Here is a 20,800-nt window from a genome sequence, read left to right as displayed (position 1 = left end):
GGCGGTCACCGTCGCGGCCCCGGGAGGGCGACGACGCCCTCGGGCAGCGGGGGCAGCCCCGCGATCGTGCACAGCAGGTCCGACCACGCGAGCAGGTGCTCGCCGACCTCGGGGCCGAGCGGGGTCCACGACGCGCGCAGCTCCATCTCGACGCTCGCGGGGCGGTCGGAGAGCCCGCCGAAGCTCTCGGAGACGACGCGGGTGACGGTGCCGGCCTCGGCGACGAACGGGACACCCCGCGCGGTGAGCGCGTCGGTGAGCCAGCTCCAGCCGACCTCACCGAGCAGCGGCTCGGACGCGAACTCGGCCTCGAGCTCGGCGCGGGCGAAGGTCACGGCGCGCCACTGCCCGCCCCACGGTTCGGGGGCGGAGGGGTCGTGGAGGAGGACGAACCGGCCCGAGGCGAGCTCGTCGTCGGGGTCGCGCGGGTCCATGACGTCGGCGGTCAGGGCCACGGCGTGCGGGGCGATGCGCTGGGGCGCCGGGACCTCGGTGAGCCGGATCTCCGGCCGCAGGCGGGCACGGTGGAGCTCCTCGAGAGCCTGGGCGAAGTCCGGGGACTCCCTCCCGGTCAGGGTGCTGCGCGTCACGGCAGCAATGTAGGACGCCCACGGCGCGGACGGCGTGAGGCCACGCCGGACGGGGCGGCGCGTCCTGCCGTCCGGCGCCTACGCTGCCGAGCGTGCCCGCCCTCCTCGCGCTCGCGTCCTCGGCCGTGTGGGGGACCTCCGACTTCTTCGCCGGGCTGGCCTCGCGCCGCCGCCCGGCCATCGCGGTGGTCGGCTGGACCCAGGGCCTGGCCCTGCTCGTCGTCAGCACGATCGTGGCGTTCCGGTGGGACATGGTGACCTTCGAGGTCTGGCCACTCTGGGCCGTGGCCGCCGGGCTGTCGGGGATGACCGGCCTCATCTGCTTCTACACGGCCCTGTCCACCGGGACGATGGGCGTGGTCGCCCCGATCGCCGCGCTCGGCGTGGTCGTGCCCGTCGTCCTCGGGGTGGCGAACGGCGACGCCCCCTCGCCGTGGGCCTGGGTCGGGATGGCCGTCGCCGTCGCCGGGGTGACCCTCGCCAGCGGCCCCGAGCTGAGCGGTGCGGTCTCGGCGCGCCCGGTGATCCTCGCCTCGGTCGCCGCCGTGGCCTTCGGGCTTGCCCTGTTCTGCCTCGACCGCGGCGCCCGCGAGTCGGCGCTGCTCACCCTCTGGGGGATGCGCCTCACGTCGGTCACGGTGCTCGTCGTCGTGGCCCTGGCGCTCCGTTCGAACGGCGGGGTGACCGTGCGCGAGGTGCCGGGGCTGCTCGTCATCGGCTGCGGGGACCTCGCGGCCAACTTCCTCTTCGGCATCGCCTCCTCGCGCGGGCAGGTGAGCATCGCGTCCGTCCTCGGGTCGCTGTACCCCGTCGTGACGACGTTGCTGGCCCGGGTCATCGTCAAGGAGCGGCTGCGGCGGGTGCAGCAGCTGGGCGTGGTCCTGGCCGTCGGGGGAGCGGTGCTCATCGCCGTCTAGACGGGGGTCCGTGGCCGCCGTCACGGATGGGAGGATGGGTCACCGTGACGACCCCCTCGAGCACCGGTACCACCACGACCGCGTCCCCGTCCGACTCCGCGCTGGTGCGCGCCGCCCGCGGCCTGCCCGTGCCGCACACCCCGGTGTGGTTCATGCGCCAGGCCGGTCGCTCGCTGCCCGAGTACCGGAAGGTCCGCGAGGGCGTGGGGATGCTCGAGTCCTGCCGCCGCCCCGACCTCGTCACCGAGATCACCCTCCAGCCGGTGCGCCGGCACGGCGTCGACGCGGCGATCTTCTTCTCCGACATCGTCGTCCCGCTAGCGGCGGTCGGGGTGGACCTCGACATCGTTCCGGGCGTCGGGCCGGTCGTGGCGGAGCCGGTGCGGACCCGCGCCGACCTCGCGCGGCTGCGCGACCTCGTGCCGGAGGACGTCCCGGACATCGCCGAGTCCGTCCGGATGCTCACCGCCGAGCTCGGGGCCACGCCGCTCATCGGGTTCGCCGGAGCGCCCTTCACGCTGGCGTCCTACCTCGTCGAGGGCGGGCCCTCGAAGAACCACGAGCACACCAAGGCGCTCATGCACGGGGACCCGGAGCTGTGGCACGACCTCTGCGCGCAGCTGGCGCGCATCTCGGGGGCGTTCCTGCGGGTGCAGGGGGAGGCGGGCGCATCGGCGCTGCAGCTCTTCGACTCCTGGGCCGGCTTCCTCAGCCGCGCCGACTACACGCGCTTCGTCGCGGAGCACTCGGCCACGGCGCTGGCGATGGTTGCCGACCTCGATGTGCCCCGCATCCACTTCGGCGTGGGCACCGGCGAGCTGCTGACGCTGATGGGCGAGGCGGGCGCCGACGTCGTGGGCGTCGACTACCGGGTCTCGCTCACCGACGCGCTGGAGCGCACCGGTGGCCGCTGGCCCCTGCAGGGCAACCTCGACCCCGCCCTGCTCTTCGCGCCGTGGGAGGCGCTGTCGCGCAGGGTCGTCGAGATCGTCGAGGAGGGCCGGGCCGCCCCCGGCCACGTGTTCAACCTCGGCCACGGCGTGCTGCCCGACACCGACCCCGACGTCCTGACCCGTGTCGTCGAGCTCGTCCACGAGGTCTCGGTCCGGTGAGCCACGACCACGGCACGGGAGCCGTCGGCGAGCGGACGATGCTCGACGCGTTCATCGACGAGCACCGGGCCGGGCTGCGGGAGAGCCTCACTGGGCTCACGGAGGAGCAGGCGCGCCGGCGGCTGGTGCCCTCCGCCACGACCCTGCTCGGCCTGCTCAAGCACGCGACGTTCGTCGAGCGTGTCTGGTCCGAGGAGGCGGTGCTGCGCCGGCCCCGCACCGAGATCGGGCTGCCCGCGGCGGTCGAGGACTCCTTCCTGCTCACGGACGACGACACCATCGAGTCGGTTCTCGCCGACCACGAGCGGGCCTGCGCCGCAGCACGATCCATCGCCGAGCCGGTCTCCCTCGACGACCTCGTGCACGGCAACCGGCGCGGGCCCCTGCCGTTCCGCTGGGTGCGTCTGCACCTGCTGCGTGAGCTGGCGCAGCACGCCGGCCACGCCGACATCCTCCGCGAGCAGGTGCTCGCCGCGGACGCCGACCGGGGCTGACCCGGTGCGGGAACCGTTGCGCCGCAAGCTCGTCGGCGACGGGTTACGCCTCGAGCCGCTGCGGGTCGAGCACGCCGGACCGATGGCCGTCGTCCTCGCGGACCCCGCGCTGTACGAGGTCATCGGGGGTGCCCCGCCGACCGAGGACGAGCTGCGCGAGCGGTACGCACGCCAGCTGCGCGGCCCGGAGGACGCCGACGAGGAGTGGCACACCTGGGTGGTGCGTGAGGGCGAGGACGGTCCGCTGGTCGGGTTCGTGCAGGCGACGCTCACCGGTGGAGGCCACACGGCCGAGCTCGCGTGGGTGGTCGGGGTGCCGTGGCAGGGACGGGGGTTCGCGCGACGTGCCGCCGCACTCGTGCTCGAAGAGGTGCGGCGGCGCGGCGTCCGGACCGTCCTCGCCCACGTGGCGCCGGGACACCGGCCGTCCGAGCGGGTGGCCGCGGCCCTCGGCCTCGCGCCGACCCCGGTGGAGGTCGACGGCGAGGTCCGCTGGGCGCTGACGCTGCGGGAGGGATGACCCCGAGGCTCAAACGTCGGCGGTGACCGGAGGTGCCGGGGGCGTCACGGTGACGCGGCGACGGCGCCACCACAGACCGAGCGGCACGAGGACGAGCGCCCCGGCGACGGCGAAGGGCAGCAGCGCCCCCATGAGCGTCAGCACGAGGCGCACGGAGGTCGTGAAGGCGTCCCATCCCGAGGCCAGCCCGGCGACGAAGCCCGTCGGGTCCTCCTCCGGGGTGGGGGTGCCGGAGTCGCTGAGGGAGACGGTGATCGGGGAGAGGGTCACCTGGTCGTCGAGCGCGGCGAGCTGGCGCTCCATCGCCTCGAGGTCGGCCTGGCGGCGGGAGAGCTCGGCCTCGAGGCTGACGACGTCGGCGAGCTTGTCGGCCTTGGACATCAGGGCACGCACACGCTCGACGCTGGCCTTCATCGTCTCGACGCGGGCCGTGGTGTCGACGTACTGGCCGGTGACGTCCTCGGTGCTGCTCTGGCGCGACAGCACGGTCCCGACCTTCGCGACCTCGTCGAGCGTGGCGTCGAGCTTCTCCGTCGGGACCGAGATGGTGACCGTGCCGCCACTCGTCCGGGCGTCGCTCGTGGTGCCGTCGCCCTCCTCGGGGGTGGGCGAGCCGGGGTCGGTGGAGACCTCCTCGGAGACGACGAGCCCGCCGGCCCGGCCGGCGATCGTGCGCAGGGTGGAGGCCGCGCGCGACACGTCCTCGACACGGAGCGAGACGTCGGCCCGGCGGGCGAGCTTGCGCTCGGCGACCGCGGCGGCAACCGCGGCCGTGTCGGTACCCGACACGGGGGCGGCGGGCTTGCCGGCGGCGTCGGGGGCCACGAGGTCCTGGCGGGACGCGGCACCGGAGTCCTCGGCGGTGACGCCGCTCGAGCCTCCGGCGGCGGAGGCGGCCCCGGAGTCGGCCGAACCGCCGGCGGAACAGGCGGTGAGGGCGCTGAGCGCGAGGACGCCGGCGAGGGCGACGGTGGCCGCTCGGGACGAGGGGTGGGGAACGGCACGCACGGTGGCTCCTTCGGTCGTGGCTCGGTCGTGGATCGGTCGGGCTCGGTCGTCGCTGGGGCGCCGGTGGTGGACGAGAGGTTCCCGGTCGGTGGTCTCGATCCGGTCACGGGAGCGCGGCGGACCGGTGACGGCTCGCGGGGGACCGCGTGAGACGCTGGCGGCATGTCCTCGGCGCCCGTCTCGACCCGGCCCCACGTGGCCGTCGTCGGGGGCGGGATCGCCGGCCTGAGCACTGCCCTCGACGTGCTCGACGCCCTCCCCGACGCCCACGTCACCGTCCTCGAGGCGGGGGACCGTTTCGGCGGCAAGCTGCGGGTCGAGCCGGTCGCCGGCTGCGTCGTCGACGTCGGGGCCGAGTCGCTGCTCGCCACCCGTCCCGAGGCCGTCGACCTCGCCCTGCGCGTGGGGGTGGACCCCGCGGACGTGGTGTCGCCGGCCACGACCTCGGCCGCGGTCTGGAGCCGCGGAGCACTGCACGCGCTGCCCCGCGGGACCGTGATGGGCGTGCCCACCGACCCGCCGTCGGCCCTCGGCGTGCTCACCGCCTCCGAGGTGCAGCGCGCCACCGCCGAGGTCGCCTGGCCCGGGGGTGCGGTGGCGGAGGACGTCTCAGTGGGCGAGTACGTGTCCGCCCGGATGGGTCGCGCCGTCGTCGACCGCCTCGTCGAGCCCCTGCTCGGTGGCGTCTACGCCGCTCACGCCGACCGGCTCTCGTTGCGCGCGACCGTGCCGGCCCTGTGGGAGCGGGCCGTGCGCGGCGCATCGCTCCTCGACCCGCTGCCCGTGCGTGCCGACGGTGCCCGCCCGCCCTTCGCCGGGCTGCGCGGCGGGGTCGGGCGGCTGCCCGGAGAGGTCGTCGAGGCGCTGCGGGCGCGAGGAGCGCTGCTGCGCACCGGCGCCGTCGTTCGCGGGCTGGAGCGGGCGGGGGAGCGCTGGCGGCTGGTCGTCGGGTCCGCCGCCGACCCCGTGGCCGTCGAGGCCGACGCCGTCGTGCTCGCCGTGCCACCGGCCCCGGCATCGCGTCTGCTCGCCGAGCTCGCGCCGGCCGCCGCGCGTGGCCTCGCCGAGGTGGAGACCGCATCGATGGCGGTCGTCACCCTCGCCGTGCGCCGTGACGGCCTGCCCGACCTGCCCGGCTCGGGGTTCCTCGTGCCGCCGGTCGAGGGGCGGGCCATCAAGGCGTCGACGTTCAGCTCGGCCAAGTGGGAGTGGGTGGGGCAGCTGTCCTCGGACGTCGTCCACCTGCGGGCCTCGCTCGGCCGCGCCCGCGAGGAGGCGGTCCTCCAGCGCGACGACGCCGACCTCGTCACGCTGGCCGTCGCCGAGGTCGGGGAGGCCCTCGGCCGCCCGCTGCCGCCCGTCGTCGACCACCACGTCCAGCGCTGGGGCGGCGGCCTGCCCCAGTACGCGGTCGGCCACGTCGAGCGCGTGGCCGCGATCCGCGCCGAGGTCGCGCACCTGCCCGGCGTCGAGGTCGCCGGCGCCACCTACGACGGAGTCGGCGTGCCGGCCGTCATCGCCTCCGCCGCGCTGGCCGCGCGCGGCGTCACCGACCACCTCACGACCAGCACCGCGTCCCCAGGAGGGTCCCGATGAGCACGCCGTCCCGCCCCGCGCCGAGCAAGCCCGGAGCCGCGCGCATCCGCGAGATCAACGACACCATCCGCTACGCGATGTGGTCGGTGTTCGCGCTCGCCGAGCCGATCGGCGACGAGGACCGCGACGCCATGGCCACCGAGGTCGAGGAGCTCTTCACCGACCTCGCGTCGCGCGACGTCGTCGTCCGCGGTACCTACGACGTCGCGGGCCTGCGCGCCGACGCCGACGTCATGGTGTGGTGGCACGCGGAGACGATCGAGGCCCTTCAGGAGGCCTACCACGCGTTCCTGCGCACCGCGTACGGCGAGCACCTCGACCCCGTGTGGTCGGTGGCGGCGCTGCACCGCCCGGCCGAGTTCAACAAGAGCCACATCCCGGCGTTCATGTCCGACGAGGAGGCGCGCGACTACATCTGCGTCTACCCGTTCGTGCGCTCGTACGAATGGTACCTGCTCGACGACAAGGAGCGCCGCGACCTGCTGGTCGAGCACGGCCAGATGGCGCGCGAGTACCCCGACGTGCGGGCCAACACCATCGCGTCGTTCGCGCTCAACGACTACGAGTGGATCCTCGCCTTCGAGGCCGACGAGCTGCACCGCATCGTCGACCTGATGCGTGAGCTGCGGGCCTCCGGTGCGCGGCGGCACGTGCGCGAGGAGGTGCCGTTCTACACCGGCCCGCGCGTGCCGGTCCGCACGCTGGTGCACCGCCAGCGCTGAACCGGTCGAGAGACGAGAACATGCCGTCGCACCCTCGGGTGTGACGGCATGTCCTCGTCGTTCGTCGGGAGGATCGCCCTCCCTTGACGGTCAGGCGGGGTCGGCCGGCTTGAGGGTGAGGCTGATCGAGTTGATGCAGTAGCGCTGGTCGGTCGGGGTGTCGAAGCCCTCGCCCTCGAAGACGTGCCCGAGGTGGCTGCCGCAGGAGGCGCACCGCACCTCGACGCGCTTCATCCCCATCGAGCGGTCCTCGAGCAGCTCGACCGACTCGCCGGCCAGCGGGCTCCAGAACGACGGCCAGCCGCAGTGCGACTCGAACTTGGTGTCGGACTCGAACAGCTCGGCGCCGCAGGCCCGGCAGGCGTAGACCCCGACGGTCTTGGCGTCGGTGTACTCGCCGACCCAGGGCCGCTCGGTGCCGGCCTCGCGCAGGACCTGGTACTCGGCGGGGGAGAGCTGCTCGCGCCACTCGGCGTCCGAGCGCTCGACGGTGTACTCGCGTCCGGTGGGCTTCATCGTCATGTCCGTCCCAACACCGGTGGGCACCGGATGGTTCCCGCGCCGGCCCCGTCCGTCGGCGCTCGTCGTTAGGCTCCGGACCATGGCCGATGCGCAGATCGTCGAGGTCGAGGGTCCGCACGGGGTGCGGGAGGTGCGCCTCAGCAGCCCCGACCGGCTGATGTGGCCGGACGCCGGCATCACCAAGGGGGACCTCGCCGGGTACGTCATGGCCGTCGGCGACCACCTGGTGCGGCACATCGGCGACCGCCCGGTCACCCTCCAGCGCTTCCCCGAGGGCATCGAGGGCGAGGAGTTCTACCAGAAGAACCCGCCGAAGGGGATGCCCGACTGGGTCGGCACCACCCGCTGCCGCTACCCCAGCGGCCGCCGCCACGACCAGATCGTCGTCGACGAGGTGGCCACGGCCGTCTGGGCGGTCCAGATGAACACCGTCACCTTCCACCCGTGGCCGGTGCGCACGGGGGACAACGACAACCCTGACGAGCTGCGCATCGACCTCGATCCCCAGCCCGGGCGCAGCTTCGTCGACGCGGTGGAGGCGGCGCAGGCGCTGCGCGAGCTGATGGCCGAGCTCGGCCTCACGGCGTGGGCCAAGACCAGCGGCAACCGCGGCGTCCACGTCTACGCCCGCATCGCCCCCACCCACGAGTTCCTCGACGTCCGCCACGGCGTCATCGGCATCGCCCGAGAGCTCGAGCGCCGGCTCCCCGACCTCGTGACGACCTCGTGGTGGAAGGAGGAGCGCGGCGAGCGGGTCTTCGTCGACTTCAACCAGGCCTGCCGCGACCGCACCATCGCCTCCGCCTACAGCCCGCGCCCGCTGCCGGGCGCGCCGGTCTCGATGCCGGTCACGTGGGACGAGCTGGCCACCGTCGCGCCCGGCGACTTCACCGTCCTCACCGTCCCGGACGTGCTCGAGGACCGGGGGGACGCCTGGGCCGGCATCGACGACACCGTCGGCGACGTCGCCACCGCGATCGCCCTGTGGGACAGGGATGTCGAGGAGCGCGGGCTCGGCGAGCTGAACTTCCCGCCGGACTACCCGAAGATGCCCGGTGAGCCGCCGCGCGTACAGCCCAGCAAGCGCCGCCAGGACAAGTCCGACGACGAGTACATGGCGCCCAAGGCCGAGCGCGACGCCGCGCTGCGCGAGGAGTGGGGGATGCCCCTCGTCCCGCCGATCCCGCCGATGCTCGCCAAGCCGGTCAAGGGCCTCGACGCGAAGGCGGTGCAGGACACCGAGGTCGTCTACGAGCCGAAGTGGGACGGCTTCCGCTCCATCGTCTTCCGCTCCGGCGACCGCGTGGAGATCGGCAGCCGCAACGAGAAGCCGATGACGCGCTACTTCCCCGAGGTCGTCGAGGCGGCGCTGGCCAACCTGCCGGAGCGCTGCGTGGTCGACGGCGAGATCATCGTCGTGCGCCCGGGGGAGGACCGGCTCGACTTCGACCTGCTGAGCCAGCGCATCCACCCCGCCGCCAGCCGCGTGAAGAAGCTCTCGGTCGAGACCCCGGCCCGCTTCGTCGCGTTCGACCTGCTGGCGCTCGGCGACGACGACCTCACCGGCCGGCCGTTCGCGGAGCGGCGCTCCCTCCTCGAGCAGGCCCTCGCGGGCGCGCAGGCGCCCATCCACCTCACCCCGGCCACCGACGACCCCGCGGTGGCCGCCGCGTGGTTCACCGAGTTCGAGGGCGCGGGGCTCGACGGCCTCGTCGCCAAGCCCGTCGACGGCACCTACGAGCCCGACAAGCGCACGATGCTCAAGATCAAGCACGAGCGCACCGCCGACTGCGTCGTCGCGGGCTACCGCACCCACAAGTCCGGCCCCGACGTGATCGGCAGCCTCCTGCTCGGCATCCACGACCCCGACGGCACGCTCGTCTCGGTCGGCGTCATCGGTGCCTTCCCGATGGCGCGCCGCAAGGAGCTGTTCGACGAGCTCCAGCCGCTGGTCACCGACTTCGACGACCACCCGTGGGCGTGGGCGAAGCAGGAGGAGGGGAACCGGACGCCGCAGAACGCCGCGGGCAGCCGCTGGGCGGCGGGCAAGGACCTGTCGTTCACGCCGCTGCGGCCCGAGCGGGTCGTGGAGGTGCGCTACGACCACATGGAGGGGGTCCGGTTCCGGCACACCGCGCAGTTCGTGCGCTGGCGCCCGGACAAGGACCCCGCCGACTGCACCTACGACCAGCTCGACGAGCCGGTCTCCTACGACCTGTCCGCCGTCCTCGACGGAGGGCGCGGGTGAGCCGGATGCCCGCCGCCCGTCGGGTCGCCGTCGCAGGTGCGGCCGTCGGCGGGACCGCGGCCCTCGCCTCGGGCGGCGGCTCGCTGGCCGCCGCGGCCTACTTCGCCCGCAAGGTGCTGACCCCGGATGCCCGCCGCCCCGACGACGTCGTGGTCCGGGCCGCCGACGCGCACAGCGTCACCCTCGACACCACTGCCGAGACCGTCGTGCCCGGCCGGTACGGGCTCTGGCTCGAGGAGGGCGAGGGGCACGCACGGGTCGGTGAGGTCCTCGAGCTCGACGCGGCCTCGGGCACGGTCCGGCGCGAGCTGCTTGGTGTCGACCGCGGCGTCCTCGGCCCCGGCCCGGCGCGGTGGAACCAGTACTTCCACGGGTCGCCGCCGGACGAGAGCCTCGGCCTGGCGACCGAGAACGTCACCTACGAGGGCGAGCTCGGGGCGATGCCGGCCTGGGTCGTCGCACCCGACGGCGTCACGACGTCGCGCTGGGCGGTCCTCGTGCACGGGCGGGGTGCCCGCCGCGAGGAGGCGATCCGCGCGATGCCGCCGCTGCTGGCCGAGGGCTGGACCTGCCTCGTCCCGACCTACCGCAACGACGAGGGCGTGCCGGAGGGCCCGGACCGTCGCTACGCCCTGGGCCTCTCCGAGTGGCGCGACGTCGAGGCCGCGATGGCCTACGCCGTCGACCGCGGGGCCACCGAGCTGATGCTCGTCGGGTGGTCGATGGGCGGGGCCATCGTGCTCCAGGTCCTCGACCGCTCCGACCTCTCGCCGATGGTCGGCCGCGTCCTCCTCGACGCGCCGGTCGTCGACTGGGGCGACGTGTTGGCCCACCACGCGCGCCAGCACCACATCCCCCGGCCGGTCGGCTCGCTGGCGCGGGTGATGATGCGCCACCGCGTCGGCCACCGCCTCGTCGGCGTGCACGAGGGCGTCGACCTCGCCCTCACCGACTGGGTGCGCCGGGCGGACGAGCTGGACCACCCGCTGACGATCATCCACTCGGCCGACGACGAGTTCGTCCCGTTCGGGCCCTCGCTGGCCCTGGCCCAGGCCCGCCCCGACCTCGTGACCTTCCACGAGTGGCGGCTGGCCAGGCACTGCAAGGAGTGGAACACCGAACCCGACCGCTGGGAGTCGATCGTCCGCGAGTTCGCTTCCGGCTGATCGGGGTTCAGCGCACGCGCCACAGCCCCAGCAGGGTTCCGGACTCCTCGACGAGTAGGTGCGGCCGCAGCGCGACGCCGTCGGGGGCGTGCACCGGGGGACCGGCGACGATGCGGGGGAAATCCCCGCCGACGACCGTCGGGGCCAGCGTCAGTGCCATCTCGTCGACGACCCCGGCGGCCAGCGCGGTCCCGAGCAGGGAGGGCCCGCCCTCGAGCAGCACGTGCCGCAGGCCGCGCTCGGCGAGGACGTCCAGCGCGGCGGGCAGGTCGACGGTGTCCTCCCCGCAGACGAGGACGGCGTCCTCGCCGAGGACGGAGCGTGCACGGCCCAGCGCGGGGTCGCCGGCGGCGGCACAGGTGACGAGCAGGCCCGCCCCGCGTCCCTCGGTGGGGGTGCGCAGCCCCTCGGGCACGGAGCCGCTGCGGGTGACGGCGACGAGCGCGGCCGGCTCGGGGGAGCGACGGGTCGGGCGCACCCGGGTGTAGCCCTCGTCGCGCACCGTGCCGGCGCCCACCATCACGGCGTCGGCGTGCTCGCGCAGGACCGCGAAGACCTTGTGGTCGGCCGGCGTGTTGACCGATCCGCTGCGCCCGTCGGCGCCGACGGCGGACCCGTCGAGGGTGGTCACCATGTTCGAGCGGACCCAGCGCCCGCGCGGTGGCCGGTAGAGGTCGCGCAGCGCGTCGGCGCCGAGACGGCTGCCCGGGGAGGCGGGGCGGCGGGGGTCGATGAGCACGCGCACGACGGCATCCTCGCAGGCCCGGCTCTGCGAGGATGCCGCTCATGGCCAAGCGCACGAGCAAGGGCAAGGGCAAGAGGACCAAGGGCGTCGACCCCGCCGAGCTGACGGGCAAGGCCGCGAGGAAGGCGCGCAAGAAGCGCGAGGCGGCGGCCGAGGCGCGGTCCGACGAGGCCGTCGAGGCGACCTCGTGGTCCGAGGCGCTGCGCGTGCGGCCGGGCTTCCGTCTCTCCGACCTCGACCCGCGCGCCACCCCGGGCTTCGACGGCAAGAAGGCCGACGGCGAGGAGGTGATGGAGGAGCTGCAGCAGCGGCTCTCCGACCTCCAGGAGCGGCTCTTCGCCGAGTCCAAGGGCGGCGGCACGCGCTCGGTCCTGCTCGTCATCCAGGGGATGGACACCTCCGGCAAGGGCGGCATCATGCGGCACGTCGTCGGCGCCGTCGACCCGCAGGGCGTGCGCATCACCTCGTTCAAGGCGCCGAGCGCGGAGGAGAAGCGGCACCCGTTCCTGTGGCGCATCCGCCGCGCCCTGCCGACGCCGGGTCTCATCGGCGTCTTCGACCGCTCCCACTACGAGGACGTCCTGATCGTGCGCGTCCACGACCTCGTGCCGCCGACCACGTGGTCGCGCCGCTACGGGCAGATCAACCGGTTCGAGGAGGGGGTCGTCGCCGACGGCACGACCGTCGTCAAGGTGATGATGCACCTCTCGCCCGAGGAGCAGAAGGCACGGCTCGGGGAGCGCCTCTCCCGCGGCGACAAGTACTGGAAGTACAACCCGGGCGACCTCGACGAGCGGGCCCGCTGGACCGACTACATGGAGGCCTACCAGGTTGCGCTGGAACGGTGCTCGACCGACGCTGCGCCCTGGCACGTCGTCCCTGCCGACCGCAAGTGGTACGCGCGGCTGGCCGTCACCAACCTGCTCCTCGAAGCGCTCGAGCGGATGGACCCGCAGTGGCCGGCGGCCGACTTCGACGTCGAGGCCGAGCGCGAGCGGCTCGAGCTCAGTCCCTGAGCGCCCGCTCGAGCAGCACCGGTGAGACCGACTGCGCCACAGCCGGTTCCAACGTGCCGAACACGGCACCGTGCTCCCCGCGGACGCGGCTCGCGATGAACGCGTCGGCCACCGGGCCGGGGGAGTACCGCACGAGCAGCGCGGCCTGGAGCGTGACGGCCAGCAGCTCGACGAGCCGTCGCGCGCCCCACGGTGCGTCCTCCGCGAGGGCCGCCGCCCCGGCGGCCTCGCACCGGTCGATCGCGGCGTCGAGAGCGCGGTCGTGGCCGCGCGCGAGGGCCAGCTCCTTGCCGAGGGCCGCGAGCGACTCCGGCTGGCGGGTGACGGCCCGCAGCACGTCGAGGGCGTTGACGTTGCCCGACCCCTCCCAGATCGAGTTCAGCGGCGCCTCCCGGTAGAGCCGGGCGAGCCCGTTCTCCTCGACGTAGCCGTTGCCGCCGAGGCACTCCAGCGCCTCGGCGACCATCGCCGGCGTGCGCTTGCAGACCCACGACTTGCCGAGGGCCACGCCGAGCCGGGCCAGCTCGTGCTCGCCGCTGTCGACGGCGTGGGCCAGCCGCATCGCCAGCACCGTCGCGGCCTCGGACTCCAGCGCGAGGTCGGCGAGCACGGCACGCATCAACGGCTGGTCGACGAGCCGGGCCCCGAACGCCGAGCGGTGGCGCGCGTGGTGCACCGCCCGCACGAGGGCGGCCCGCATCGTCGCCGTGGAGCCGAGCACGCAGTCGAGGCGGGTCGAGGCGACCATGTCGATGATGGTCCGCACGCCGCGGCCCTCGTCGCCGACCCGGACCGCCCACGCCTCGTCGAGCTCGATCTCGGAGGAGGCGTTCGAGCGGTTGCCGAGCTTGTCCTTGAGGCGCTGGAGCCGGAGCTCGTTGCGGGTGCCGTCGTCGAGGACGCGGGGGAGCAGGAAGCAGGTGAGCCCGCCCGGGGCCTGGGCCAGCACGAGGAAGCCGTCGCTCATCGGGGCCGAGCAGAACCACTTGTGGCCGGTCAGGCGGTAGGTCTCGCCCTCGAGCGGACCGCCGGGGGTCGCGACCGCGCGCGTGGTGTTGGCGCGCACGTCCGAGCCGCCCTGCTTCTCGGTCATCCCCATGCCGAGCGTCAACCCCGCCTTGGTCGAGCGCGGACGCAGCACCGGGTCGTAGCTGCGCGAGGCCAGCCCGGGGAGCCATCCCGCCGCCACGTCCGGCGCGCCCGCGAGGGCGGGGGCCGCCGAGTAGGTCATCGAGACCGGGCACAGGTGGCCGGCCTCGACCTGGGACCACACGACGAAGCCGGCGGCCCGCCGCGCGTGGGCCCCGGACCCCGACGGCCGCGTCCACGGCTCGGCGGTCAGCCCGGCGCCGACGGCGGACTCCATCAGCCGGTGGTAGGCCGGGTGGTACTCCACCTCGTCGAGCCGCTCGCCGGTGGGGGAGTGCGTGCGCAGGACAGGGGTGACGCGGTCCGCCTGGTCGGCCCAGTGGCGGGCCTCGGCGGAGCCGGCCGACCGGCCGAGCTCGCTCAGGGACGCGGCGGCATCGGCATTGTGGGGCTGCACCCACCGCTCGACGGCCTCGGACAGGGCGGTGTCGCAGGCCAGCACGTCGTGCCCCTCGAGCGGCGGCACCTGGTTGGACACGTCGTGGGTGCGCACCGTTGCACTGTACGGCGGATACCGTGGGGCGCATGACCGACGCGAAGCGCCGTGTGCGCCGGGCCCTCGCGCGGGTCCCGGGGGCGCTGGCGGTCGCCCGGCTGACCGTCGTGACGACGCGGATCTGCCTGCGCTACCGGGTCACCGGACTCGCGTCGGAGGCCGGCTTCTTCGCGCTGCTCTCGCTGCCGCCGCTCGTGCTCGGGCTCTTCGGCGGCCTCGGCTACCTCAGCAAGCCGCTCGGCCAGCAGACCGTCGAGACGGTGCGCGACAACATCCTCGACTACGCCTCGCGCTTCCTCACCCCGGACGTCATCAAGACCGTCCTCGGCCCGACCGTCGACGACGTCTTCCGGGGCGGGCGCGCCGACCTGCTCTCCATCGGCTTCGTCCTGTCGCTCTGGTCGGGGTCGCGGGCACTGAACGTCTTCGTCGACACCATCTCGATCATGTACGGGCAGTCGGGGGTGCGCGGCATCGTCCAGACCCGCGCCCTGTCGTTCTCGCTCTACGTCGTCGCGCTCGTCATGGGCGTCATCACGATCCCGCTGGTCCTGCTGGGCCCGTCGGTGCTGAACGACCTGCTGCCCGACCCGTGGGACTGGCTGACGTTCCTCTACTGGCCGCTCGTCACGCTGCTGACGGTCGGCGGGCTGGCCAGCCTCTACCACGTGTCCACGCCGCGCCGGTCGCCCTGGACCCGCGACGTCCCCGGCGCCGTGCTCACCCTCGTCATCTGGGCGCTGGCCTCGTTCGTCGTGCGCGGCACCATCGGCGCCTCGATCGGCGGGACCTCGATCTACGGCCCGCTGTCGGCGCCCATCGTCATCCTCATCTGGCTCTACGCCCTCGCCATCGCGGTGCTCATCGGGGCCGCCCTCAACGCCGCGATCCGCGAGCTGTGGCCGTCCGAGGAGCGCCGGGCCCTGCACACCCGCTTCCTGGCCCGCGTGCGTGCCGCGCGCTCCGACCGGTCGCCGCAGGCCGGCCAGCCCGTCGTCGACCCGTTCGCGGGCTACGCGATGGACGATGACGACGTGCCGGACGACCTCGACCTGCAGAGCCTGCGCCGGGCCGCCGCCGGCCCGCTCACGCCCCTCGCGCAGACCCGCGCCGACGACGGATCGGTCGTCGCGAAGGACCCCGTCGCGGCCGTCGAGTCCGAGCGCTGAGCCACGGCACGGCCCGGGCCGCCCCCGGTTTGGAGTTCCCCGCGCGGATCGTCTAGTGTTTCGGAGCACGCCGCGAGGGGATGCCGGAAGGGATTCCATCGCGATGCGCGCGGATGTAGCTCAGTTGGTAGAGCGCAACCTTGCCAAGGTTGAGGTCGCCGGTTCGAACCCGGTCATCCGCTCGGAGGGTTAGCCGCCCCCCAATGGTGGAGTGGCCGAGAGGCGAGGCAGCGGCCTGCAAAGCCGCGTACACGGGTTCAAATCCCGTCTCCACCTCGAGAAGTACCCCCTCGGGCGATTGGCGCAGTGGTAGCGCGCTTCCTTGACACGGAAGAGGTCACTGGTTCAAACCCAGTATCGCCCACCATGAAACCGCAGGTCAGGCCCCCTTTCGAGGGGGCCTGACCTGTTCCTCGGGACATACGAGGAACAGTGGCTGTGCACCGCGTGTCACGTTCTGGTAACGGATGGAATAGGGGCGACACTGCCGGGCTGGTCTTCAGGCGGCGCCGCGGCGGGGTCTCCCGACCGGGCGGGCCGTGACGAACCGGTCGATGGACTCGACCCGGATCCGTAGTGTCCGGTGGCCGAGGCGGACGGCGTCGAGCTGTCCGTCGGCGATGTACCTGCGCACGGTGCGTGTCGAGACCGCGAGGGCGTCGGCCGCGTCGGCGAGTGAGACGAGCTGGTGGTGGATCGTGGCCACGGTGACCTCCTGGGCGGGGCCGGTCCGATCCTCGGACCGGCATGGTTCCCAAGGCCGCAAACGCGACGCTGGCGGACACCTTCGGCGGAACTGGACGCAAAGACACGCACGATCACACCAGCGATGACCCGCCCCCGTAGATCTCACGACCCCAGCCAAGGTCCCCACGTCGATTGACCGCCTGACCCACACCGGCGAACCGGCCTCCTGATCCAGCCGAAAGAACAATCACGGGACACACACCTTTTTCATCCAGGTCGGTTCCGTGTCCGCCCAGCGCCTCCTGCGCGCCTTTGGGGGTGTGACTATGACGCTGCACAAGCTGTCGGCCGGGTCGGGGTACGAGTACCTGACCCGGCAGGTCGCGGCGGGCGATGCGACCGGGCTCGGGCCTGGTGGGCTCGAGGCCTACTACTCGGAGAAGGGCGAGGCGCCGGGACGGTGGGTCGGCACCGGTCTGGTCGGGGTCGACGGTCTCGAGGCCGGGGACGTGGTGACTGCCGAGCAGATGCGCCACCTGTTCGGCAGTGGCTTGCACCCGGTGACGGGTGCCGCGCTCGGCGCGCGGTACCGGGTGCAGGGCGCCGACGGGTACGCCGGCTTCAACCGTGAGGTCGCGCGACGCGTCGCGGCGAGGGGACCGGTCGGACACGAGGAGCCCGACCCCGCAGCCCGGGCCGCGGCGGTGCGCAGCGAGGTCGCCCGTGAGCTCTTCGTCCGGGAGCGGGGCAGGGCGCCGCGGGATGAGCGCGAGTTGGCCTCGGCCGTGGTCCGGTACTCCCGTCCGCAGCGGGTCACGGTGGCGGGCTTCGACCTGACCTTCAGCCCGGTCAAGTCGGTTTCGGCGCTGTGGGCGGTCGCGCCGCCGGAGGTTGCCCGGGCCATCGAGCTGGCGCACGCGGCGGCCGTGACGGAGGCGCTGGCCTACATCGAGCGTGAGGTCCTCTTCACCCGCGAAGGCAAGGACGGTGCGCGACAGGTCGAGACCCGGGGGCTGGTCGCCTCGGCCTTCACCCACCGGGACTCCCGGGCGGGCGACCCGGACCTGCACACCCACGTGGCGGTCGCGAACAAGGTGCAGACCGTGGAGGGCAAGTGGCTCTCGGTGTACGGGCGGGTGCTGCACCAGCACGTGGTCGCGGTGTCGGAGACCTACAACACGGCACTCGAGCGGCACCTGGTCGCCGACCTCGGGCTCCGGTTCACCGACCGGGCCGAGGCGCCCGGTGAGCGGCGCCCGGTCCGCGAGGTCGTCGGCGTCGATCCCGGGCTGTGCCAGCGATGGTCCCGTCGCCGCACCGACATCACCGCGCGGCAGCGCGAGCTCTCTAGCGAGTTTCGCCGGGCGCACGGCCGGCCGCCGACCCCGGTCGAGGCGATCGGGCTGGCCCAGCGGGCCAACCTGGAGACCCGTGAGGCGAAGCACGAGCCGCGCTCGGTGGGGGAGCAGCGGGCTGCCTGGCGGGTGGAGGCCGTCGAGGCCCTCGGATCTCCTGCCGAGGTGGAGCGGATGGTGGTGGCCGCGCTGCAACCGAACAGGACCCCGCAGCCCGGGCTGTCGGCGGCATGGGTGCGGGAGGCGGCGGGGCGGGTCGTTCGTGAGGTCGAGTCGCGGCGGGCGACCTGGCAGACGTGGCACCTGGCCGCGGAGGCGCAGCGTCAGGTGCGTGACCTCGACGTCGCACCGGGGGATGTTGCCGAGGTCGTCGCCCACGTGGTGCAGGTCGCGGCGGGTGAGCTGTCGGTCAACCTCACCCCGGAGCATGATCCGATGGTGGACCCGGCCGTCCTGCGCCGGGCCGACGGCGCCAGTGTGTACCGGCACACGGGCAGCGACCGGTTCACCAGTCCCCGGATCCTGGCTGCCGAGCAGCGGCTGACCGCAGCGGCCGGCCGCGCCGACGGGATCGTCGTCGACCCCGAGGACGCGCGGCTGGCGGTCCTGCAGGCCTCGCTCACGGGTGTTGCGCTGAACCGCGGCCAGAGCGACCTCGTGGTCTCCCTCGCCAGCAGCGGCCGCCGGGTCCAGCTCGCCCTCGCCCCGGCCGGCTCCGGCAAGACCACCGCCCTGGCCGTGCTTGCCGACCTGTGGCGGGGCCAGGTCGGGCCGGTGGTCGGGGTGGCGCCGTCCGCCGCCGCCGCGAGCGTCCTCGGGCAGGCCACCGGCATCCCGGCCGACACCCTCGCCAAGGTCGCCCACGACCTCGAGAGCGGCGGTAGGTCCGTGGTCGCCGACGCCATCGGAGCCGGCGCGCTCGTGCTCGTCGACGAGGCCGGGATGGCTGACACCCTCACCCTCGAACGGGTCGTCACGCACGTGCTCGGGCGCGGAGCGTCCGTCCGGTTGGTCGGGGACGACCAGCAGCTGGCCGCCGTCGGGGCCGGGGGAGTGCTGCGCGACATCGCCGCCGCTCACGGCGCCGTGCGCCTGGAGGAGGTGGTCCGCTTCCGCGACCCGGTCGAGGCCCACGCGACGCTGGCCCTGCGTGAGGGCGACGCGAGTGCCTTGGGGTTCTATCTCGACCGGGGACGGGTCCACGTCGGCGACCTCGCCACGAGCGTCGACGCCGTCTTCGAGGCGTGGAGCTCCGACCGTGCTGCCGGCAGGGACTGCCTGATGCTCGCGCCGTCACGCGACCTCGTCGCCGCCCTCAACGCCCGCGCCCGCGCCGCTCGGCTCGACGGGCAGGCACCCGGGACCGAGGCGGCCCTGGCCGACGGGTCGCACGCGTCTGCAGGCGACGTGGTCATCACCCGCCGCAACGACCGGCGGCTCGTCACCGGGGGGAGCGACTGGGTCAAGAACGGCGACCGCTGGCTCGTCACGAGCGCCGCCGAAGGCGAGTTGGCCGTCCGTAGCATCGGGTCGCGGGCGAGGGTCGTGCTGCCCGCCGACTACGTCGCCCGGCACGTCGAGCTCGGCTACGCCACAACGGTTCACACCGCCCAAGGCGTCACCGCCGACACCGTCCACGGCATCGTCACCGGCCACGAGACCCGGCAGCTGCTCTACACGATGCTCACCCGAGGCCGCCTCGAGAACCACGTCCACGTCCATTCGCCCCTCGCCGACGGCGACCCGCACCTGCTGCCGGTCACCGACACCCTCAGCCCGGCCACAGCAACCGAGACCCTCGAGGCCATCCTCGCCCGCGACGGGTCGGCCCTCTCCGCCACCAGCACCCAGGCCCGCGCCAACAGCCCGGCCGTCCAGCTGCACGACGCCGCCACCCGCTACGACGACGCCCTCCTCGCCGGCGCCCAGACACTGCTCGGGGACGCGTGGTTCCGCCGGCTGGAGGAGTCGGCCCAACAGCTCGTCCCCGGCCTCACCGAGGCCGCCGCGTGGCCCGGGCTGCGAGCCAACCTCGCCCTCACCGAGGCCGACGGGCACGACGCCACCACCGCTCTGCGCGCCGCGGCCGGCCGGGCCGGTCTCGACGACGCCATCGACCCCGCCGCCATCCTGCTGTCCCGCCTCGAACAACCATGTCCCGCAGGGCCGCTGCCGTGGCTACCCGCCGTTCCACGGCGTCTCACCGAGGATCCGGCGTGGGGGCCGTACCTCCGGGCCCGGTCGACCCGCGTCTCGACACTCGCGGCCACCCTCCGACAGCAGGGGCCACCCGCGGCCGGGGCCTGGCTTGCCTCACTCCCCGAACGCGCCGACGCTGACCTGCTCGCCGACCTCGCCCTCTGGCGCGCTGCTCGCGACGTCGACGACACCGACCGCAGGCCCACCGGTCCCCCACCGGTCGGTGGAGGAGCGGCCGGGCGCCACGCCGCGCGCCTCGACCAGCGGATCCGCGCCGCCTACCCCGATCCCGTCGAGTATTGGGAGCAGGTAGTCCTCCAGCACGTCGGGCGGCGCGACGGATTCACCACCCATCTCGCCGAACGACTCGACCGCATCAGCCGAGACGGCACCGACGTCCCCACCCGGCTCGCCGCCGCGATGGCCGCCTGCGCGCTCCCGGACGACCACCCCAGCGCCGCCCTCTGGTACCGCATCCTCGACCCCGAGGCGACCGCGAGCGACGCAGCGCCACGGCCCGACCGGCCCCCGGCCGCAAGGCCCGAGGACCGACGCCGCATCACGCGTCCAGCAACGCCTCGCAGCGTCCTCAGGTGAAGTGGCCTGCCGTCATTGACGCGGGATGAGGCCGTTCCGGTCGCTCACATGGGTCTCCGCGCGGGCCGTGGTTGTGCCACGCGACGGCGGCGACCTGGCGTGCACCCATCGTCAGGGGGTGGTGCGGGGACCACTGAAGACGGACACGCGCCCGAGTCTTCGACGGTGTCACCGAGCGTTTGCGACGAAGGTGTGGGACCCTCCACCTACGAGGCCAGCAAACCAGTTTGGCGCAATGACCGAACGGAAGTACTGACATGGGGACTAGATCACGTCGTGCGGCCATCGCCGCGGCATCCTCGATCGCTTTAGTTGCCTTCGTTCCGTCCTCGGCCATGGCAGAGGGCGGCTTCACAGCGGGATTCTCAGGCATCGCCGGCAAGGAATCGAGCCGCTGGACAGATAACAACCTCGACAATGTGTCAGGGTACGCACAGTTCACGTCGTGCTCGCCAACACCTACGGTCACCGTCCTGATCAGCGTCTACAAGG

Annotated in this window: 17 protein-coding genes and 3 tRNA genes; 14 read left to right on the top strand and 6 right to left on the bottom strand. The window is 73.8% G+C overall.

The annotated features are described in order from the left end of the window. Positions 1-5: 5 nt before the first annotated feature. Positions 6-590 (bottom strand): DUF3000 domain-containing protein, encoded by a 585-nt coding sequence (locus ACQZ2A_RS09070; RefSeq protein ID WP_430209784.1) that lies wholly within the window; start codon positions 588-590, stop codon positions 6-8. A gap of 92 nt (positions 591-682) precedes the next feature. Here ACQZ2A_RS09070 and ACQZ2A_RS09065 point away from each other — a divergent pair, with 92 nt between their 5' ends. The 4 genes from ACQZ2A_RS09065 to ACQZ2A_RS09050 are packed head-to-tail and all read left to right on the top strand — an operon-like array spanning position 683 to position 3,633. Next, the gene (locus ACQZ2A_RS09065) at positions 683-1,507 is read left to right on the top strand and encodes an EamA family transporter (RefSeq protein ID WP_430209781.1); all 825 of its coding nucleotides are present in this window, start codon (positions 683-685) and stop codon (positions 1,505-1,507) included. Positions 1,508-1,533: 26 nt separating this feature from the next. Further along, the gene (gene hemE / locus ACQZ2A_RS09060; RefSeq protein WP_430209778.1) at positions 1,534-2,619 is read left to right on the top strand and encodes a uroporphyrinogen decarboxylase; all 1,086 of its coding nucleotides are present in this window, start codon (positions 1,534-1,536) and stop codon (positions 2,617-2,619) included. A 38-nt stretch (positions 2,620-2,657) separates the two neighbouring features. Then, positions 2,658-3,113, top strand: a complete 456-nt coding sequence (locus tag ACQZ2A_RS09055; RefSeq protein ID WP_430209987.1) for a DinB family protein — start codon at positions 2,658-2,660, stop codon at positions 3,111-3,113. Positions 3,114-3,117: 4 nt separating this feature from the next. Then, entirely contained in the window at positions 3,118-3,633 is a 516-nt protein-coding gene (locus ACQZ2A_RS09050; protein WP_430209775.1) for a GNAT family N-acetyltransferase, read from the top strand. A 9-nt stretch (positions 3,634-3,642) separates the two neighbouring features. Here the strand turns inward: ACQZ2A_RS09050 and ACQZ2A_RS09045 are convergent, their stop codons facing one another. Then, positions 3,643-4,641, bottom strand: a complete 999-nt coding sequence (locus ACQZ2A_RS09045) for a DUF4349 domain-containing protein (RefSeq protein WP_430209773.1) — start codon at positions 4,639-4,641, stop codon at positions 3,643-3,645. 162 nt (positions 4,642-4,803) lie between these two features. Between ACQZ2A_RS09045 and hemG the strand changes: the two genes are divergently transcribed. Together hemG and hemQ are read left to right on the top strand one after the other, a co-directional pair. Then, on the top strand, positions 4,804-6,237 hold the full coding sequence (hemG, locus tag ACQZ2A_RS09040; RefSeq protein WP_430209770.1) for a protoporphyrinogen oxidase: 1,434 nt from the start codon (positions 4,804-4,806) through the stop codon (positions 6,235-6,237). Beyond that, positions 6,234-6,959, top strand: a complete 726-nt coding sequence (gene hemQ / locus ACQZ2A_RS09035; protein ID WP_430209767.1) for a hydrogen peroxide-dependent heme synthase — start codon at positions 6,234-6,236, stop codon at positions 6,957-6,959. Before hemG ends, hemQ begins: the two co-directional genes overlap by 4 nt. 90 nt (positions 6,960-7,049) lie before the next feature. On the opposite strand, the gene msrB is transcribed toward hemQ, so the two are convergent. Beyond that, positions 7,050-7,481 (bottom strand): peptide-methionine (R)-S-oxide reductase MsrB, encoded by a 432-nt coding sequence (gene msrB, locus ACQZ2A_RS09030; RefSeq protein ID WP_430209764.1) that lies wholly within the window; start codon positions 7,479-7,481, stop codon positions 7,050-7,052. 79 nt (positions 7,482-7,560) lie between these two features. Between msrB and ACQZ2A_RS09025 the strand changes: the two genes are divergently transcribed. Both ACQZ2A_RS09025 and ACQZ2A_RS09020 read left to right on the top strand, forming a co-directional pair. Then, positions 7,561-9,729, top strand: coding sequence for an ATP-dependent DNA ligase (locus ACQZ2A_RS09025; RefSeq protein WP_430209761.1), 2,169 nt, complete (start codon positions 7,561-7,563; stop codon positions 9,727-9,729). Between the two features lie 5 nt (positions 9,730-9,734). Further along, positions 9,735-10,895, top strand: coding sequence for an alpha/beta hydrolase family protein (locus tag ACQZ2A_RS09020; protein WP_430209985.1), 1,161 nt, complete (start codon positions 9,735-9,737; stop codon positions 10,893-10,895). A 7-nt stretch (positions 10,896-10,902) separates the two neighbouring features. Here ACQZ2A_RS09020 and ACQZ2A_RS09015 read toward each other — a convergent pair whose 3' ends face one another. Then, positions 10,903-11,640: a dihydrofolate reductase family protein gene (locus ACQZ2A_RS09015; protein ID WP_430209758.1), complete on the bottom strand. Its 738-nt coding sequence runs from the start codon at positions 11,638-11,640 to the stop codon at positions 10,903-10,905. Positions 11,641-11,681: 41 nt separating this feature from the next. Here ACQZ2A_RS09015 and ACQZ2A_RS09010 point away from each other — a divergent pair, with 41 nt between their 5' ends. Continuing rightward, positions 11,682-12,656 (top strand): polyphosphate kinase 2 family protein, encoded by a 975-nt coding sequence (locus tag ACQZ2A_RS09010; protein ID WP_430209755.1) that lies wholly within the window; start codon positions 11,682-11,684, stop codon positions 12,654-12,656. On the opposite strand, the gene ACQZ2A_RS09005 is transcribed toward ACQZ2A_RS09010, so the two are convergent. After that, entirely contained in the window at positions 12,646-14,298 is a 1,653-nt protein-coding gene (locus ACQZ2A_RS09005; protein WP_430209752.1) for an acyl-CoA dehydrogenase family protein, read from the bottom strand. The genes ACQZ2A_RS09010 and ACQZ2A_RS09005 overlap by 11 nt on opposite strands. Positions 14,299-14,330: 32 nt before the next feature. On the opposite strand from ACQZ2A_RS09005, the gene ACQZ2A_RS09000 reads away from it, so the two are divergent. The 4 genes from ACQZ2A_RS09000 to ACQZ2A_RS08985 all read left to right on the top strand — a co-directional run bounded on the left by ACQZ2A_RS09000 (position 14,331) and on the right by ACQZ2A_RS08985 (position 15,837). Next, a complete protein-coding gene (locus tag ACQZ2A_RS09000; protein ID WP_430209750.1) occupies positions 14,331-15,470 on the top strand; it encodes a YihY/virulence factor BrkB family protein in 1,140 nt (379 codons plus the stop codon). Between the two features lie 109 nt (positions 15,471-15,579). Continuing rightward, a tRNA-Gly gene (locus ACQZ2A_RS08995) sits at positions 15,580-15,652 on the top strand. 23 nt (positions 15,653-15,675) lie between these two features. Continuing rightward, positions 15,676-15,746: transfer RNA gene (locus tag ACQZ2A_RS08990), tRNA-Cys, on the top strand. 16 nt (positions 15,747-15,762) lie between these two features. Then, positions 15,763-15,837: transfer RNA gene (locus ACQZ2A_RS08985), tRNA-Val, on the top strand. A gap of 132 nt (positions 15,838-15,969) precedes the next feature. Here the strand turns inward: ACQZ2A_RS08985 and ACQZ2A_RS08980 are convergent. Next, positions 15,970-16,176, bottom strand: coding sequence for a helix-turn-helix domain-containing protein (locus ACQZ2A_RS08980; protein ID WP_430209747.1), 207 nt, complete (start codon positions 16,174-16,176; stop codon positions 15,970-15,972). A 307-nt stretch (positions 16,177-16,483) separates the two neighbouring features. Between ACQZ2A_RS08980 and mobF the strand changes: the two genes are divergently transcribed. Beyond that, a complete protein-coding gene (mobF, locus tag ACQZ2A_RS08975) occupies positions 16,484-20,308 on the top strand; it encodes a MobF family relaxase (RefSeq protein ID WP_430209744.1) in 3,825 nt (1,274 codons plus the stop codon). Positions 20,309-20,800: the final 492 nt, after the last annotated feature.

Source organism: Phycicoccus avicenniae (assembly GCF_050496545.1).
GTDB lineage: Bacteria > Actinomycetota > Actinomycetes > Actinomycetales > Dermatophilaceae > Phycicoccus > Phycicoccus avicenniae_A.
Note: the sequence above shows the minus strand (reverse complement) of the source record. Positions and strands in the feature narration are given on the sequence as shown.

Coding starts and splice junctions, on each gene's coding strand:
- hemE (WP_430209778.1), top strand. CDS start 1,534: ATGGGAGGATGGGTCACCGTGACGACCCCCTCGAGCACCGGTACCACC.
- ACQZ2A_RS09055 (WP_430209987.1), top strand. CDS start 2,658: ATGCTCGACGCGTTCATCGACGAGCACCGGGCCGGGCTGCGGGAGAGC.
- hemG (WP_430209770.1), top strand. CDS start 4,804: ATGTCCTCGGCGCCCGTCTCGACCCGGCCCCACGTGGCCGTCGTCGGG.
- hemQ (WP_430209767.1), top strand. CDS start 6,234: ATGAGCACGCCGTCCCGCCCCGCGCCGAGCAAGCCCGGAGCCGCGCGC.
- msrB (WP_430209764.1), bottom strand. CDS start 7,481: ATGACGATGAAGCCCACCGGACGCGAGTACACCGTCGAGCGCTCGGAC.
- ACQZ2A_RS09025 (WP_430209761.1), top strand. CDS start 7,561: ATGGCCGATGCGCAGATCGTCGAGGTCGAGGGTCCGCACGGGGTGCGG.
- ACQZ2A_RS09020 (WP_430209985.1), top strand. CDS start 9,735: ATGCCCGCCGCCCGTCGGGTCGCCGTCGCAGGTGCGGCCGTCGGCGGG.
- ACQZ2A_RS09010 (WP_430209755.1), top strand. CDS start 11,682: ATGGCCAAGCGCACGAGCAAGGGCAAGGGCAAGAGGACCAAGGGCGTC.
- ACQZ2A_RS09000 (WP_430209750.1), top strand. CDS start 14,331: ATGACCGACGCGAAGCGCCGTGTGCGCCGGGCCCTCGCGCGGGTCCCG.
- mobF (WP_430209744.1), top strand. CDS start 16,484: ATGACGCTGCACAAGCTGTCGGCCGGGTCGGGGTACGAGTACCTGACC.